General features: G+C 63.5%; 14 protein-coding genes and 1 riboswitch. Of the genes, 2 read left to right on the top strand and 12 right to left on the bottom strand.

What is annotated here, in order from left to right; genetic code table 11:
* Positions 1 to 14: 14 nt before the first annotated feature.
* The 7 genes from fbaA to QKE30_RS06535 all read right to left on the bottom strand — a co-directional run bounded on the left by fbaA (position 15) and on the right by QKE30_RS06535 (position 7,430).
* Positions 15 to 1,049, bottom strand: a complete 1,035-nt coding sequence (gene fbaA / locus QKE30_RS06565; protein ID WP_347934395.1) for a class II fructose-bisphosphate aldolase — start codon at positions 1,047 to 1,049, stop codon at positions 15 to 17.
* Positions 1,050 to 1,240: 191 nt separating this feature from the next.
* A complete protein-coding gene (locus QKE30_RS06560; RefSeq protein WP_347934394.1) occupies positions 1,241 to 2,590 on the bottom strand; it encodes a glycoside hydrolase family 76 protein in 1,350 nt (449 codons plus the stop codon).
* 315 nt (positions 2,591 to 2,905) lie between these two features.
* Complete coding sequence (locus QKE30_RS06555; protein WP_347934393.1) at positions 2,906 to 3,589, bottom strand: RNA methyltransferase; 684 nt, start codon at positions 3,587 to 3,589, stop codon at positions 2,906 to 2,908.
* Positions 3,590 to 3,598: 9 nt separating this feature from the next.
* Positions 3,599 to 4,165 (bottom strand): orotate phosphoribosyltransferase, encoded by a 567-nt coding sequence (gene pyrE, locus QKE30_RS06550; RefSeq protein ID WP_347934392.1) that lies wholly within the window; start codon positions 4,163 to 4,165, stop codon positions 3,599 to 3,601.
* Positions 4,166 to 4,182: 17 nt separating this feature from the next.
* On the bottom strand, positions 4,183 to 5,916 hold the full coding sequence (locus QKE30_RS06545) for a hypothetical protein (RefSeq protein WP_347934391.1): 1,734 nt from the start codon (positions 5,914 to 5,916) through the stop codon (positions 4,183 to 4,185).
* Between the two features lie 23 nt (positions 5,917 to 5,939).
* Positions 5,940 to 6,323: a glycine cleavage system protein GcvH gene (gene gcvH, locus QKE30_RS06540; protein WP_347934390.1), complete on the bottom strand. Its 384-nt coding sequence runs from the start codon at positions 6,321 to 6,323 to the stop codon at positions 5,940 to 5,942.
* 195 nt (positions 6,324 to 6,518) lie between these two features.
* Entirely contained in the window at positions 6,519 to 7,430 is a 912-nt protein-coding gene (locus QKE30_RS06535; protein WP_347934388.1) for a hypothetical protein, read from the bottom strand.
* Positions 7,431 to 7,671: 241 nt separating this feature from the next.
* On the opposite strand from QKE30_RS06535, the gene QKE30_RS06530 reads away from it, so the two are divergent.
* On the top strand, positions 7,672 to 8,082 hold the full coding sequence (locus QKE30_RS06530; protein ID WP_347934387.1) for a helix-turn-helix domain-containing protein: 411 nt from the start codon (positions 7,672 to 7,674) through the stop codon (positions 8,080 to 8,082).
* Positions 8,083 to 8,204: 122 nt separating this feature from the next.
* Here QKE30_RS06530 and gcvT read toward each other — a convergent pair whose 3' ends face one another.
* On the bottom strand, positions 8,205 to 9,374 hold the full coding sequence (gene gcvT, locus QKE30_RS06525; protein WP_347934386.1) for a glycine cleavage system aminomethyltransferase GcvT: 1,170 nt from the start codon (positions 9,372 to 9,374) through the stop codon (positions 8,205 to 8,207).
* A gap of 48 nt (positions 9,375 to 9,422) precedes the next feature.
* Entirely contained in the window at positions 9,423 to 12,389 is a 2,967-nt protein-coding gene (gene gcvP / locus QKE30_RS06520; RefSeq protein WP_347934385.1) for an aminomethyl-transferring glycine dehydrogenase, read from the bottom strand.
* Between the two features lie 49 nt (positions 12,390 to 12,438).
* Positions 12,439 to 12,548: riboswitch (glycine riboswitch) on the bottom strand.
* A gap of 250 nt (positions 12,549 to 12,798) precedes the next feature.
* On the opposite strand from gcvP, the gene QKE30_RS06515 reads away from it, so the two are divergent.
* Positions 12,799 to 13,713: an SDR family oxidoreductase gene (locus QKE30_RS06515; RefSeq protein ID WP_347934384.1), complete on the top strand. Its 915-nt coding sequence runs from the start codon at positions 12,799 to 12,801 to the stop codon at positions 13,711 to 13,713.
* A gap of 11 nt (positions 13,714 to 13,724) precedes the next feature.
* Here QKE30_RS06515 and QKE30_RS06510 read toward each other — a convergent pair whose 3' ends face one another.
* From QKE30_RS06510 to QKE30_RS06500, 3 genes are read right to left on the bottom strand one after another with little or no spacing between them, the layout of a single operon-like run.
* Positions 13,725 to 14,183, bottom strand: coding sequence for a hypothetical protein (locus QKE30_RS06510; protein ID WP_239200738.1), 459 nt, complete (start codon positions 14,181 to 14,183; stop codon positions 13,725 to 13,727).
* A gap of 16 nt (positions 14,184 to 14,199) precedes the next feature.
* Positions 14,200 to 14,799 carry a PTS glucose transporter subunit IIA gene (locus QKE30_RS06505; RefSeq protein WP_239200740.1) on the bottom strand — a complete coding sequence of 200 codons (600 nt, stop codon included), beginning with the start codon at positions 14,797 to 14,799 and terminating at the stop codon, positions 14,200 to 14,202.
* A gap of 11 nt (positions 14,800 to 14,810) precedes the next feature.
* Positions 14,811 to 15,698: a sulfurtransferase gene (locus tag QKE30_RS06500; protein ID WP_347934383.1), complete on the bottom strand. Its 888-nt coding sequence runs from the start codon at positions 15,696 to 15,698 to the stop codon at positions 14,811 to 14,813.
* Positions 15,699 to 15,740 lie beyond the last annotated feature (42 nt).

The following is a 15,740-nucleotide window of genomic DNA, read 5'->3' as shown; positions in this document are numbered from 1 at the left end:
CGTGCTAGCGGAACCTACTTGGCGACGGAAGTGCCAGCGGAGTGCAGGTCGTTGCAGGCCTCCACCACGCGGACGGACATGGCCTCCTCAGCCTTCTTCAGGTAGGAGCGCGGGTCGTAAACCTTCTTGTTGCCGACCTCGCCGTCGATCTTCAGCACACCGTCGAAGTTGGTGAACATGTGGCGGGCAACCGGGTTGGTGAAGGCGTACTGGGTGTCCGTATCCACGTTCATCTTGATCACGCCGTAACGCAGGGCCTCCTCGATCTTCTCCTTCTCGGAGCCGGAGCCACCGTGGAAGACGAAGTCGAACGGGTTGGAGCCCTCAGAAAGCCCCAGCTTCTTCTCCGCAACCTTCTGGCCCATGTCCAGAACCTCCGGGCGCAGCTTCACGTTGCCCGGCTTGTACACGCCGTGAACATTGCCGAAGGTAGCGGCCAGCAGGTAGCGGCCGTGCTCGCCAGTGCCCAGAGCATCAACGGTCTTCTCGAAATCCTCTTCGGTGGTGTACAGGTTAGCGCCGGCCTTGGCCTCCACGCCGTCTTCCTCGCCACCGACAACGCCGATCTCCACCTCGAGGATGATGTTGGCCTTCTGAGCGTCAGCCAGCAGATCCTTAGCGATCTCCAGGTTCTCGTCGATCGGGATAGCGGAGCCGTCCCACATGTGGGACTGGAACAGCGGGTTCTCGCCGGCCTCCACGCGCTTGCGGGAGATCTCCATCAGCGGGCGAACGTACTCGTCCAGAACTTCCTTCTGGCAGTGGTCGGTGTGCAGAGCAACGTTCACGCCGTAGTGCTTAGCAGCCTGGTGAGCAAACGCAGCCAGGGCCTCCGCACCTGCAACCATGTTCTTCACGGCCAGGCCGGAACCGAACTGGGCACCACCGGTGGAGAACTGGATGATGCCGTCGGACTCCGCATCCGCAAAGCCCTTCAGAGCAGCATTGATGGTCTCGGAAGAGGTGCAGTTAATCGCGGGGTATGCGAAGCCGTTCTCCTTCGCATTATCCAGCATGTCGCGGTAGACGTCGGGGGTTGCAATAGGCATTTCGATGCTCCTTCAATTCCTTGGAATAGGGCAGGTAAGTCTCCGCCCACAATTATGCCCACAAATTCAACGCCGTGCAGTTACTCCGCCCAGCACTCCCCCTTATGCCCACGCACCCTCGCTGCACGCTGCCCGCGGCCGCTCGTCTACCCGTCTCTCGCTACTCGCCCACCACTGCTACTGTCGCGCCGTTACTCCGCCGCGATGGTGCGCGCCGCCGCCTCCATCAGCATCCACCCGGAAAGCTGCACGGACAGATCCCGCTCCGCAATATCGGAGCTCGCCACCGCCCCCGCAATCGTCGCGCCAACCAAACCACCGGCCTGCGGCATCGTCGCATCCTTAGACCAATCGGCAGAGAAGACAGGCAGCCCATCAACCTCCAACCGGAAGCGCCACACCTGTTCGGCTGTCGCCAACACAATCCGCCGAGCTATGGCCACAGCCTCCGTGCCGTGCCGACCTGGCGTCGGCAAGCACTCAACAACAAGCGAAAGATAGCGCGCAAGAATGCCATTAAATAGTCCGCCGTCACCACCCGCAGTGCGAGCATTGAGCGCACCGTCGCGGTCGGCAAGGTGCACCTCGATCGCGCGGAGCAGGCCATGGATGCGGGTTATTTCTTTGACGCCCACGTCTGAAACCGTGCGGTCCTCCACCCCAGCCGCACGCCTGCGCGCGAGGGCGAGCTCCACGCATGCGCCGAGCATCACGCCCTGGCAATAAGGATGCACCGCCGTGACGGGCTCCGGGCCGGCCATCCGCATGTGGATACCGTCCATGACCAGGCCGTCTTCGTTGATGAGGTTGTCGAAGGTCCAGTTGATCAGGCGCTCCGCCGTCTCTATATCGCCATTGCGGGCGGCCAGGATGGCGGCGGGGCCGTTGGTGGGGACGTTGTAGAAAGTCTCCTGCGTGCGCCACGGCAACACGCCTGTGAGGCTATCCACGCCCTCGAAAATGTTCTCCACCAGGGGTTCCAGCTCGCGGGGCGTGCCGAGTTTTGTTTGGATCTTCGGAGTGTTTGCCACCCGCTGCAGAGCCAGGGCCAGCCACGCTTTGTCGTCGTAGTAGTGGTTGGCGGTCAGGGGGCGAAGGTTGCGGATGCGCATGGCGCGGAGGTGCCGGCGGATGGCGAAAATCCGGGAGTGGGTGGGGCGGCGGATGGCGGCATCGATGAGGTTGTCGATGTAATGGGCTTGCCACCAGTAGTGCCAGCGGACGAACATGCGGTCGCGAGTGGTCGGCGGCCAGGCGATAACTCCCAGCGTGGTGCGTGGGATGCCCCAGAGGCGGCTGGCGTGGCGCTCGTAAACAGCCTGGTAGGCAAGGTCCGCGCGGTGGTCCCAGCGTTCGATGAGCTCCTGGTTGGGGTTGGGGGCTTCGGCTGGCGAGGCTTCGGCGACCTCAGCTTGCCCGGCCCGTCCGGCAGACTCAGCCCGCTCAGCCACCCCCTCCGCAGATTCCTGCGGCGCCACAGAAATGTCTCCTACCTGCGACGACTTGCTACCCTGCTTCTTTTTGCCGGGAAGATTAAACACTCTGCACACCTCACTCGGTTGTAGCGCTCTGCAGAACAGTCTAGCCCTCCCCCGGAATCCCGCCGCCCAGCAGTCAAATGTCGCAAAACTTGCAATTTGTTAATGCAGATAATTTCCATTTATGTAAACTTGCAGTTCAGAGCGTTTTTGTAGCTCGGAGCTCAGTCCCCGATTTCACGAATTACCACTTTTCCGACACTTAAGGGAAACACAGCCCGCAGAGCAGCAAAACCGAGCCCCCACCTGCCAGGCCCATGACATCCCCACCCTCCAGGCCTGGGGACACCTCAACTACCAGGCCTGGGGCATCCCCAACTACCAGGCCTGGGACAGGTCCGCGTGCTGGCGGATCCACGCATGCATCGCAATCCCCGCCGCCACACCAGCGTTAATGGACCGCGTCGAACCAAACTGAGCAATAGAGACCGTCATCCGCGCAGCATCCTGCGCCTCCTGGGTCACTCCCGGCCCCTCCTGGCCAAACAGCAGCAGGCACCGCTCCGGCAGCTCCGCGGTTTCCAGCGGCACGCACCCCGGGGTGTTATCCACCGCCACCACAACTAGCCCTTTCCGGGCGGCGAACTCCAGCACTTCCCCTACCGTCGCATGGTGCTGTAAGTGCTGGTAGCGGTCGGTAACCATCGCCCCGCGCCGGTTCCAACGCCGCCGCCCAACAATGTGCACGGTATCCACCGCGAAGGCATTCGCAGTGCGCACGACGGTGCCAATGTTCGAGTCGTTTTCGAAGTTCTCAATGGCAATGTGCAGCGCATGCCGACGGGTATCAATATCCGCAATGATCGCGGACTGCTTCCAGTACCGGTAAGCATCCACCACGTTGCGCGTATCCCCGGCATCCAGCAGCTCGGGGTCGAAGCGCGGATCCGTCGGGCGGGGCTGGTCGGGGTGTTCTTCTTCCCAGCTGCGCACCCCTCGGGGGTGCTCCAGCCACTCCGTCGGTCCGGGTTTATCGTGTGATTCGGGGGAGGTGGGCGTCATCAAAAATACCTAGGAAAGCCCCAGGTCGGACAGGCCCAGCAGCGAGCGGTACTCGACTCCCTCGGCCTCAATAGCATCCTTAGCGCCAGTCGCGCGATCCACGACGGTGGCCACGCCAACGACGGTTGCACCAGCCTCGCGAGCGGCAGCGACAGCAGTCAGCGGGGAGTTGCCCGTGGTGGTCGTGTCCTCGACGATAAGCACCCGCTTGCCCTCAATGTCCGGGCCTTCGATGCGGCGCTGCATGCCGTGCTTCTTGGCTTCCTTGCGCACGACGAAGGCGTCGATGGTGCGCCCGGCAGCCTCGCCAGCGCCAGCCGACTCCGCGTGCATGGTCGCCGTCGCCACCGGGTCCGCGCCCAGGGTCAGTCCGCCGACGTGCGCGTAGTCCCAGTCGGAGGTCAGCTCGCGCAGCAGCTCGCCAATCAGCGGAGATGCCTCGTGGTGCAGGGTCGCGCGGCGCAGGTCGACGTAGTAGTCGGCCTCCTTGCCGGAGGACAGGGTCACGCGCCCGTGCACCACTGCCAGCTCCTTGACGAGCTCGGCGAGGCGCTGCTTCTTGGCTTCATCGATCATTGCGGTTGCTCCTTTTGTTATTGCTGGTCGTCTTCGACGACCTCGCCGTCGACGGTTTCGTACTCGATCGGTTCGATGGGTTCAGGGCGGCCGTGGCGTGCCTCTGGCGCGCGATGACGCCCACCGCTCCGCCGACGCTGCGTCACAGGAGACAGGCGCACTGCAGTGGACTTGGTCTCCTCAAACTCCTCGAAAATAGTGGCCTCTTCCACCTCGACGCGGATGACCTGCGCATATTGCGAGTTGTGCGAGCTCATGTGCTCGGGATCCTCGCCCAGGCGCGGGATGCCTCCGTCGCGGCGACGTCGCCGTCCCGCGTGGAGGTCGTCATCCTCCGCGGGGTCGTCGTAGTCCCCCACGGCGAAGCTTTCGAAGCTATCCGGGTCTCCGCCTTCCCAGCGTGTGTGCGTGCGAGAGGGGAAGGTCACCGGCTCGGCGGGGCGGGTGATGTCGGGCCGCTCCAGGTTCGGCACTTCCGCGTGCGCGGCGGCTTCTTCGGTGCGGACAGTGTTGTCTTGCGCGGGGTTGAACTCTGCGGCGGCAGAGGCTGTGCCGTCGCTACCTTCGGCATTAGTATCGGCAGCGTCATCGGGCACGGCCCGCAGGTGTGCTGCGCGGCGGGAGCAGGTCTCGGCGGCTTGTTCCTCGATCTCCTCCTGGTTCACCGGGTCGGCGGTGTACACCTGCAGCGGACCGCCCGGCAGGGGACGCAACTGGTCGGCAGACAGCATCTCCAACGGCGCGCTGGTCTGCGCCGGGGGCAGCACCATCGCTGCATCCACCAGGGAGCGCAACCGCGGCAGAATCTTCTGCCACACGTGGAAGTCGAGCTTGCGGGAGATCCGCACGACCGTCCAGTTCTGTCCCCACGCAACGTCGCGCGCGACCTGCGAAAGCGCAGCCAGGGAGTCCTCCACGCGAGCGTCCAGCATGCGGTCCAGCGCGCGGACGTCGGTGGTGTACGCGGCGAACGGAGGCTGGTCCAGCAAGTCGGTGCGGCGCATGCCAGCGGGCTGGGCAGCATCGACGGAATACAGTACTTGAACTGGTGATTCTTCCACTCGGCGCATGGCCATCAGAGTGGATGATCCCACGTCTCCGATGTGCACCTGGTGCCCGTCGACGAAGCCGCTGACAACCTCGCGCAGCGTCGGCACCCCGCGCCGCTGATCCCCCAGGACGGTGATGGGCCAGTCGCGCGCGACTTCGCTGTCTTCCTTCGTGTACTCGAAGCCGTTGTCGGCCGCCCACTGGCGACGCCGCCTGCGGGGAAAACCGAAAGCCGCCATTGCTGACGCGGGCCCGGACGCAGGCGCAGCCGCAGGCGTGGGGGTAACGGCGCTTTCCTCCCCCTCTGCAGGCTCATCGTCGGGCCAATCCTCCGATGGTTCCTCTGCCCAATCCTCTGCGGGGCTTTCACCTAGTCCATCGCCTGCACTATCGGCCTGGTACTCGTCCGCGTCATCCTCGTAGTCGGAGTCTTCGCCGGACTCATAATCATCCCCGGACCACGAGTCGAACTGCGGGCCATCCCATCCTGCGGACCATTCTTCGTCGTCCGCCTCGGACCACTCGCCGTCCTCCTCCGATTCAGACCACTCGTAGTCCTCATCCGAGGACCAGTCCGCGGCTCCGTCAGCGTTCCCCCCGCCATACTCGTCGGTTCCGTTGGCCGCGTCGCGATCTTTTGCGCGCAGCAGTAACCACACGGCAAGGCCCAACAGGGCCAAGCCGAGAATTAACGCGAGCATGGAACCGACCATAGGGTCTTGTATTACTCGTTAGCCGCCAGGTAAGCCTCAGCGTCCATCAGCTCGCCAGCTTCGGTCACCTTGACCTCGTACAGCCAGCCCTCGCCGTAGGGGTCCTCGTTGACCAGCCCAGCGTTGTCCTCCAGCTCCTCGTTCACGGCCACGATCTCGCCGGAGACCGGTGCGTAGATGTCGGAAACGGACTTGGTGGACTCAACCTCGCCGAAAGCCTCGCCGGCCTCGACCTCGGAGCCAACCTCCGGCAGCTCGACGAACACGATGTCGCCCAGTGCCTCAGCAGCGATGTGGGTAATACCCACGCGCACGGTCTCTCCCTCCACCACGGCGGAGGTGTTAACCCACTCGTGCTCCTCGGAGTACAGGAAATCGGTTGGCAGTGCGAACATGTGTGTTGGCTCCTTAGCGTAGTTAGCTTCGCAGGTGGGCACTCGGTTGAATCCGCTGGTCAGAGGCCAGCTGCGACGGCCGAGCGCCTAGTCAGAAAACTTTGACTCACCTGGGTACCTTACACGAATGACGCGAGCTCTAAGCCACTCTAGGGTGGCAATGCCACCCTAGTTTTTGCACCCGTGCCCCAGTAGTTACCTCCACACGAGCACCTGGCGGCCACGGATACCTGGAGTTGCCAGTCGCTCCCATGCCCGTAGGTATTCCAGTTCAGCGTCGTAGGTACGATCCACGCGTGGAATCAATGCCCCGTCGTTAACGAGGTCCACCAGATGCGCGAGCGCATCGGGGTCGGAGTGGACGTGGACGGATCGCGAAGTGATTGCGCGCGGTGCATCCACCGGGAAAGCAGGTAGCACGCCAACGTAGTTGCCGTTATCCGCAATAACCGGCAGGACCACATCGGGGATAGTGGCAGCATCGAGCACCGCACCTACCTGAAAGCCACTACTTATGAGGTGCTCGAGAGAAGTGACAAGGTGCGCACCGCGCTTTTCCACGAACTGACGGTCTTCTTCCCTAGCTAGGCCGTAAACGCGACCCCACTTTCCCGAGGCCTTAGCCAGCTCGAGAGCGTAACCGCCAACGGCGCCCGCTGCACCGGTGATGAGGAGATCCCGGCCTGCTGGCTCATCCAGCAATTCCAAAAACTGCAAAGCCGTGAGGCCATTGAGTGGGATCGTTGCTGCGTCGACGAAAGAAATGTTGTCCGGCATCAGGGCTAGCTGGTCCGCGTTGACGTTGATGTACTGGGAATGCGCAGCCAGCGGGCTACCAATATTGGGAGTTAAGCCGATGACTTTGGAACCCGGGAGAATCGAAGAGTGTGTGGACTCGGCAACTACTCCGGAAAATTCCCAGCCCAATCCGAAATCACCCTGAAGACCAAATGCCGCCCTGCCGTCTGCAGATGGGGACAACGCATCGACAGGATTGACGGTGGAGGCGAAAACCTGAACGAGTATCTCGTTCTGTGCAGGGTGTGGAATATCACGGTCGACCAGCTGTGGTTCAGGGGTGCTTGGGACAGAGATGATTGCCTTCATGGGGAATTTCCTTTCTATAGCGGGGTGTACACACGCCACGTGCGCACACGAATCGGCACACGCCATCTCGAAAAACGAAACCGACCTATACAGTCGAATTTCTTCGCGGCGGACAAACTCACCATATGATTGCTACTCTCTTTTGGTAAGTACTTACTTCAAAGTCGGGTCCGCACCCGCTAGTAAGTTTCCTGTTCACGCCACTCAAATGGCCTGAAGACAATCTCCGGAGGATCCCCCAATGGCCACCCAGAGTGCTTCTCAGCGCCGAAAGAACCGCAAAATTGAATACAACATATTCATGAAAGACTGCCCCAGCCGCAAACTTTTGGACAAGATCGGTAGTAAATGGGTAACTCTCGTGCTCATCACCTTGAGCGGTCGCACTTTGCGGTATTCCCAGATCAGGGAAGAGATCGCGGGGATCAGCGAGAAGATGCTAACGCAAACTCTGCGCAACCTCGAACGCGATGGACTTGCTCTGCGAGAAGTCACCGCCTCCATTCCCCCACGGGTGGATTACCGCCTTACTCCCCTTGGTGAGTCATTGGTAACCCCTATCATGGCCTTGCGTTCCTGGGCCGAAAACAACATGGGCGCTATCGAAGCCGCCCAGCAACGCTACGACGCTGAAGAGGCCGGCACCGTCTAAAGAAGTCGGGTTGAGAAAGCCCACCGTCCTCCACGCTGTCACACGATCCGCAACGGTCACCTGAAGCTGCCGGTGCTAGCTGCTTCAGATGTGCGAACCACTATTGCTCGAGACGCTGGCTGTTACTTCTCGCGGGAGTAAAAGGGCAGCGCTACGACCTTGTATTCGAAGCGCTTGCCGCGGATATCTACCTCCACGGTCGCATCTTCGGCGGCCGCGCCGGAGGACACTGCGGACTTCGCAACGTACGCCAGCGCCACCGGGTGGCCCAGCGTCGGCGACAACGCACCGGAGGTCACGGCACCGATGGCCTTCTCGCCCTCTCCTGCGAACACCTCGTACCCCCCACGGGCAGCGCGGCGGCCTTCGCCCGCCAGCCCGATAAGCACCTGCTGGGTCCCCTTTTCCTTGGCGGAGACGATGGCGTCACGACCAACGAAAGAGTCCTTCGACTTCGTCGCCGCAAGAATGCCCAGACCAGCGTCTACCGGGGTGAGCTTCAGCGACAGCTCGTTGCCGTACAGCGGCATGCCGGCCTCCAGGCGCAGAGTGTCGCGGCAGGCCAGGCCACACGGCAGGCCACCCAACTGCGCAGCCTGGTCCATAGCCTTGGTCCACACGGTCTCCGCACCATCGTTAGCCACGATCAGCTCGAAGCCGTCCTCGCCGGTGTAGCCGGTGCGCGCCACCAAAACGGGCTGACCTGCAGCAACACCCTTGAACGCAGCGTAGTAGCCCAGCCCCTCGATAGCCTCGGCAACGGTCTCGCCCGCGCCGGATGCCTCGGGTGCATCCACGACGTTCTCCACGATCTCCAGCATCGCCTGCGCGGCCTTGGGCCCCTGCACGGCGATCATTGAGGTCTCGTCAGACTCGTTGTTAACCTCCACGTCAAAGCCTTCGGTGCGGCCCTGCAGTGCGGAAACCACGTTGTCCACGTTGCCCGCGTTCGGCACGATCAGGAACTCGTTCTCGCCCAGGCGGTAGGTGATCAGGTCGTCGATGATGCCGCCGGATTCGGTGCAGATCATCGAGTACTTCGCCTTGCCGACCTTCACTGCCGACAGCTTGGAAATCAGCGCGTGGTCCAGGAACTCCGCCGCCTGCGGGCCGGTCACGCGAACCTCACCCATGTGGGAGAGGTCGAATACGCCCACGGCATTGCGTACAGCGTGGTGCTCGTCCAGCTCACTACTGTACTTCAGAGGCATGTCCCAGCCGCCGAAGTCGGTAAATCGCGCGCCCAACTTCTCGTGCACCAGGTGCAGCGCGGTCTTCTTAAGTTCGGTCATGTCTTGTTCTCCTTCTTCTCTTTGTGACGCCCTTAGCCCCAGCGGACCCTAGTCCTCGTTAATTGCGAAGTCTTCCAGGGGCGGGCAGGTGCACACGAGATTGCGGTCGCCATAGGCGTTGTCGATACGACGCACGGGGGTGAAGTACTTGGTGTGTCGCAGGCTGGCCACCGGGTATGCGGCCTTGGCGCGACTGAAGTGACCACCAGATACGGCTTCCTCGAAGTCGTCCCGCACAACAGAATAAGCGGTGAACGGCGCGTGGCGCAGAACGGACTGCTCGGCGGTGACCTTGCCGTCGATCACTTCCTGGATCTCCCCGTGGATGGTGATCATCGCTTCGATGAAGCGGTCCAGCTCTGCCTTGTCCTCCGACTCGGTGGGCTCCATCATCAGGGTGCCGGCGACCGGGAAGGCCAGGGTCGGGGCGTGGAAGCCGAAGTCCATCAGTCGCTTGGAGACATCCTCGGCGGTGATGCCGGAGGCCTTCGTGAGTTCACGCAGGTCCAGGATGCACTCGTGGGCGACCAGGCCGGTGTCGCCCTTGTACAGCGTCGGGTAGTAGTCCTCCAGCTTGCGGGAAACGTAGTTGGCGTTCACCAGGGCCATGCGGGAGGCCTCAGTCAGCCCCTCGTCACCCATCTGGGCGATGTAGGACCAGGTGATCGGCAGCACGCCAGCGGAGCCGTACTGCGCGCCGGAGACCGGCTGGCCGGTCTGCAGTGCAGCATCGCCATCGATAACGTCGGCGTTCGGGTCAGTGGGCAGGAACGGGATCAGGTGCTCTGCCACGCACACCGGGCCAACGCCCGGGCCGCCACCGCCGTGCGGGATGGTGAAGGTCTTGTGCAGGTTCAGGTGAGAAACGTCGCCGCCGAACTCGCCCGGCTGGGCCAGGCCGACCAGGGCGTTCAGGTTAGCGCCGTCGACGTACACCTGGCCGCCGGCATCGTGAACCTTCTGGCAGACGTCGCGCACCTGCTCCTCGAACACACCGTGGGTGGAGGGGTAGGTCAGCATGATGGCGGCGGTCTGCTCGCCGTACTTCTCCAGCTTGGCCTCCAGGTCCGGCACGTCGATGGAGCCATCCTCAGCGTTCTTCACAGCCACGACCTTCAGGCCCGCCAGCGCTGCAGAAGCAGCGTTGGTACCGTGCGCGGAAGCCGGGATCAGCACGATGTCGCGCTGGTGGTCACCACGGGACTGGTGGTAGCGGTGGATCGCCAGCAGGCCGGCAAACTCACCCTGGGAGCCCGCGTTCGGCTGGACGGAAACCTTGGCGTAGCCGGTGATCTTCGCCAAGCGCTCCTCCAGGTCCTCGATAAGCTCCAGCCAGCCCTGCGCCTGCTCGGCCGGGACGTGCGGGTGGATACCGGCGAAGCCCGGCCAGGTGATCGGCTCCATGGAAGAAGCCGCGTTCAGCTTCATGGTGCAGGAGCCCAGCGGGATCATCGTGCGGTCCAGCGCCAGGTCGCGGTCGGCCAGCTTGCGCATGTAGCGCATCATCTGCGTCTCGGAGGTGATGGCGGTGAAGATCGGGTGGGTCAGGATCTCCTCGTCGGCACCACGCAGCACGCCGACCTCGCCCAGCGGGCCGGATGCAACGTCGAAGCCAGCGGAGTTGACCTCGCCGGCGCGGGAGCCCAGAACCTCGATCAGCTTGGCGATGTCATCGTCCGTGGTGGATTCGCCGACAGAGATGCCGACGAAGGAATCGTTAACCTGGCGCAAGTTGTAGCCTGCCTCGGCTGCGGCGCGCAGAGCCGAGGGGGCGTCACCAAGCGAAGAACCAGACACGTCAACAGTCACGGTGTCGAAGAAGGTATCGTGCGCCAGCGTCAGGCCAGCCTCGGACAGGGCAACGGCCAGCGCGGTCGCGCGGGCGTGCACGCCCTCGGCGATGGCGCGCAGGCCAGCCGGGCCGTGCCAGACCGCGTAGAAACCGGCGACGACGGCCAGCAGAGCCTGGGCGGTACAGATGTTACTGGTGGCCTTGTCGCGGCGAATGTGCTGCTCACGGGTTTGCAGGGCCAGGCGGTAGGCCGGGGTGCCCTCGGCATCCACGGACACGCCCACGATGCGGCCCGGCAGCTTACGCTGCAGAGCCTCGGTGCAGGAGATGAAGCCTGCGTGCGGGCCGCCGAAGAACAGCGGCACGCCGAAGCGCTGGGCGGAGCCGACGGCGATGTCCGCACCTTGGGAGCCCGGGGAGGTCACCAGAACCTGAGCCAGCAGGTCACAGGCGACCGTGACCAGGGCGCCGGTCTCCTTCGCCGCAGAGATCAGGCCGGACAGGTCGCGCACGCGGCCGGTGGAGCCCGGGTTGGAAAGGACCACGCCGACGAGGTTCTCGCGACCCTCAAACGCGGCGGTAGCACTCTCACCGGCGCCGTCCTCGCCGTCCAGGTCCACGACCTCCACCGGAATACCCGCAGCCTCGGCGCGCGCCAGGGTGACGGTGATGGACTGCTGGTGCAGGGAGGAATCCAGCAGCACCACGCCGCCCTTCTTCGCAGCCTTCGCATTGCCGCGAGCCATCAGCTGCACGGCCTCGGCCACAGCGGTGGCCTCGTCCAGCAGCGAAGCGCCAGCCACCGGCAGGCCGGTCAGATCCTGCACCATCGTCTGGAAGTTCAGCAGGGCTTCGAGGCGGCCCTGGGAGATCTCCGGCTGGTAGGGGGTGTAGGCGGTGTACCAGCCCGGGTTTTCCACCACGTTGCGGCGGATCACGGCCGGGGTGATCGTGTCGAAGTAACCATTGCCGATCAGCTGCTGCTTCTGCACGTTCTTGTCAGCGTAAGCACGCAGGGCGGCCAGGGTGTCCGTCTCGTCCAGCGCCTCCGGCAGGCCGATCGGGCCAGCCTGGCGGATGGACTTCGGAAGGGCATCGTCGGCCAGCGCGACGGAAGATTCATAGCCCAGGTAATCGAGGATCTCCTGGGTATCGGCCTGGTTCGGGCCGATGTGGCGCTGAACGAAGGGGGCTGAGTTACGGCGAGTAGCTGCAGAAGACATGGCTTTATAGGGACTTTCCGGTCGTAAGTGCACGGTCGTTAAAAGGAGCCCTCCCCACTCTGTCGCTTGTGCCTGAGAGCTTCACCCGGTCTACCCGGCTTTTCTCCTTCGGCGCCCGCGTGCACACGACTGCGCGCAGGTCTTTCCAGAGTTGCCTCACTGTGACGGTACTTGGGGCCTGAGAGTGTCCCGGGGAGGAATTGCTCCGTCGGCGGCCGGCGCGTGACGAGCGCCGAGCCTCTCCCACCACAGCTAAAAGCGGCAAAAACGTATGCAGTTTTCTCCCACATCATAGCCGTAGTGCGACGGATCACTAAAGAATCCCGCAGAATCCCGCCAGCGCGAATCCTGCCTGCGAAAAATCCCATTCCGTCCGCACGCCCCCGCCCCAGCAGTCAAAATAATGAGCATGGCAAAACTTTCTAGCATTCTCCCCTTCCCCTCCCGCCCGCTCCCCGCCGTCAAAGGCGGAGTGGCCATAGTCACCGGCGCCTCCTCCGGCATCGGCCGCGCAATCGTAGCCGCCCTCGCGGAGCTCAAGAACGCCGCAACTACCGGCGGCCCAAGCAGCGTCAGCGCCGCCGCGGGAACTTACGTCCCCGACCGCATCATCGGCACCAGCCGCAACCCCGACAACATCACCGACCCCGTCGACGGGGTGGAATACCTCCCCCTCGACCTCGAAGACCCCGCCAGCATCGACGAGTTCGCCACCCGCGCCCTCGCCCTCGGCCCGCCGACCGCACTGGTCAACAACGCGGGCGAAAGCCAATCGGGACCGCTGGAGGAGCTCACCGACGATGCCCTACACCGTCTGTTTGAGATCAACGTTCTGGGACAAGTAGGCGTCACAAAGAAAATCCTTCCGACAATGCGACAACAAGGGGCCGGGCGCATCGTGATGGTCGGCTCCATGCTGGGCAGCTTCCCGCTGGCCTACCGCAGCAGCTACGTCGCCTCGAAGGCCGCGATCAAGGGATTCGCCTTCGCCGCCCGGCGCGAGGTCCAGCCGTTCGGCGTGGGCATATCCGTGGTGGAACCCGGCTCCATCAACACCGGGCTTTCCACGCGGCGTACGAAGTACGTGGACTTGCAGGGACCCTACGGCGCGGAGTTCACCACCATGCTGACGAACCTGGATAACAACGAGGCCAACGGCATCTCCGCCGAGCGCGTAGCCGAGGAAATTTTGAAACCCATCACCGCCACCCGCCCCAAGCCGCTGTACGCGACCGGCTCGATGGCGCCGGTGGTCTTCCCGCTCTCGCGCGTGCTGCCGACCGCGACAATGCACTGGCTGATCAACCGGAAGCATGGGTTGTAGCCCGGCGCCAATTAAGTCCGGAAGCTCTTGTCCCAGACGTCCTCCACGGGCTCGTCGTCACGCAGGAAAAGCTCATCGTCGACGTCGCGACCCCGGCGGGTAGACCAGTCGTCCCACGGCGCGGCGAACAGCGCCAACACCGCCGCACCGACGATCCCCATGATCATCAGCATCCCCGCAACAACAACCAGCCACAACTGCGAATTCACATAAAAAACCATCGCCAGCAGCGCCGTCCCGACCAGCCCGATGCTGCTCATCAGCGTGTACAGGCGGTTCACGGGGTGCCGCCGGTGCCCATAACTATTGCGCTGCGTGGCCACCAGCGGCCACACCTGAAGCACAGCCAGCACCACAAAATAAACCCCGGCGATGCTCTGCAGCTGCTGCGGTGTGAAAATCTCCACCACCCGCGACAGCGCCAGAATCATGCCGACCACCGACATGATGCTGAAGATCCTCCGCGTCATTGCCCACGCACCCCCTTTACACCCAGAACAGGTTGTCGCCGCCCATCACAGGCTCGCCGGAGAACACGTCTAGCTTTATTTCTGACGCCCTCATCTGCAACCCCAACACCATCACCACCGGATCGAACCCCATCCGGCCCAACTCCCGGGGAGCGTACGTGCACACGGGAGTTCCCTGACGCACCAGGTCGCCCTCCTGGACGTGCACGTCGAATCCCTGGCCGTTAAGTCGCCCAGTATCCACCCCCAACTGCATGAAGATCGACGGCTGGTCGGCCAGCATCTCCGCGTGAAAGTCGTCGGCGTGGGCGCCGGGCTCCTGGGGCAAGCCTCCAGGCGCGGGCTGCGTCTGGATCACAAACATGTTCGGCGCCACGCGCTTCATCACTCCCCCGATGGGCGCGAGGATCTGCACAACCTCCACGCCCGCATCGGGGATCACTGCCACACCGGCGCCGATGGTGCCGGTGGCGAGGATCGGGTCGGGGACGGAATCGAGGCTAACGGCTGTCCCCGCCAGCGGGGTCACAACGGAAAACTTCGCAGAGGAGTTCTGCGCAGCCACTTCGCGCTGCTGGCCAGGCCTACGGGGATCCAGGGAGAAGTTGGGATCCATACTCCCGCAGTTTAGTCGCGCTCAATGGGGCGCGAGGCGGAAGCGGACCATTGAGACCAACCTCCCACAAAGTTCTTCGCGCCCGGCAGGCCCGCGTACTCCATCGCAGCGATAAACAGCGAGGAGTGCAGACCAGAGCCGGAGTACACGCACACGTCGTCACCGCTGGTCACACCATTATCGGCGAGGATCTGCCGGATCTCCTCCGGAGTTTTCACGCGGCCGCTGGCGCTGCTGTCGCGCTCGCTGTGGTTGTTGAAGAGCTCCTTGACCGGAATGTTGATCGCCCCGGGGATGCGGCCCGCCTGGTGGTCGAAGCGTTCCTTTCTGCCGGAATAGCGGGAGGGCTCGCGGGCATCCACCAGGATGCGCTCCTCGCGCCACTGCTCCACTTCCTCGAGGTCGAGGGTCGGCATGCTGCCCGGGCGGACCTCTACGTCGCCGCGGCCGCGCAGTGCCCCGATACCGCCGGCAACGTCGCCGCCCGCGGCCTCCCAAGACTTAGTACCGCCGTCCAGGATGCGGACATTCTGCACACCAGCCCAACGGAAAATGAACCATGCGCGAGCCGCATAGAGGTTGGCGCCGGCGTCATAGATATAAACAGGGCGACCATCCGTAATGCCCCAATCATCGAAGCTTTTCTGCAGGCGCTCCGGCTCGGGCAGAGGGTTGCGGCCCTTGTGGCGGGACGGGATAGAAGCCAGGTGCATCAGGGGGTTACAGAACATGGCACCGGGGATGTGCTGCCCCACGTATGCCTCCCAGGCGCTGTTTTCGGTGCGCGCCCAGTGCGAGTCGATCACGGTCATGCGTTCGCCCCGCTGGAAAGCCTCCAGCATCTCCTCACCGGAGACGAAGGGGCTGGCGGGCTGCTGTTGGGCAGAAGAGTTGCTCATAGTTGCTTAGTGTAGAACCTCGCGCCCGCCGATGTTGCGCAC

This window comes from Corynebacterium sp. c24Ua_83, assembly GCF_039907245.1.
Classification (GTDB): domain Bacteria; phylum Actinomycetota; class Actinomycetes; order Mycobacteriales; family Mycobacteriaceae; genus Corynebacterium.
Note: the sequence above shows the minus strand (reverse complement) of the source record. Positions and strands in the feature narration are given on the sequence as shown.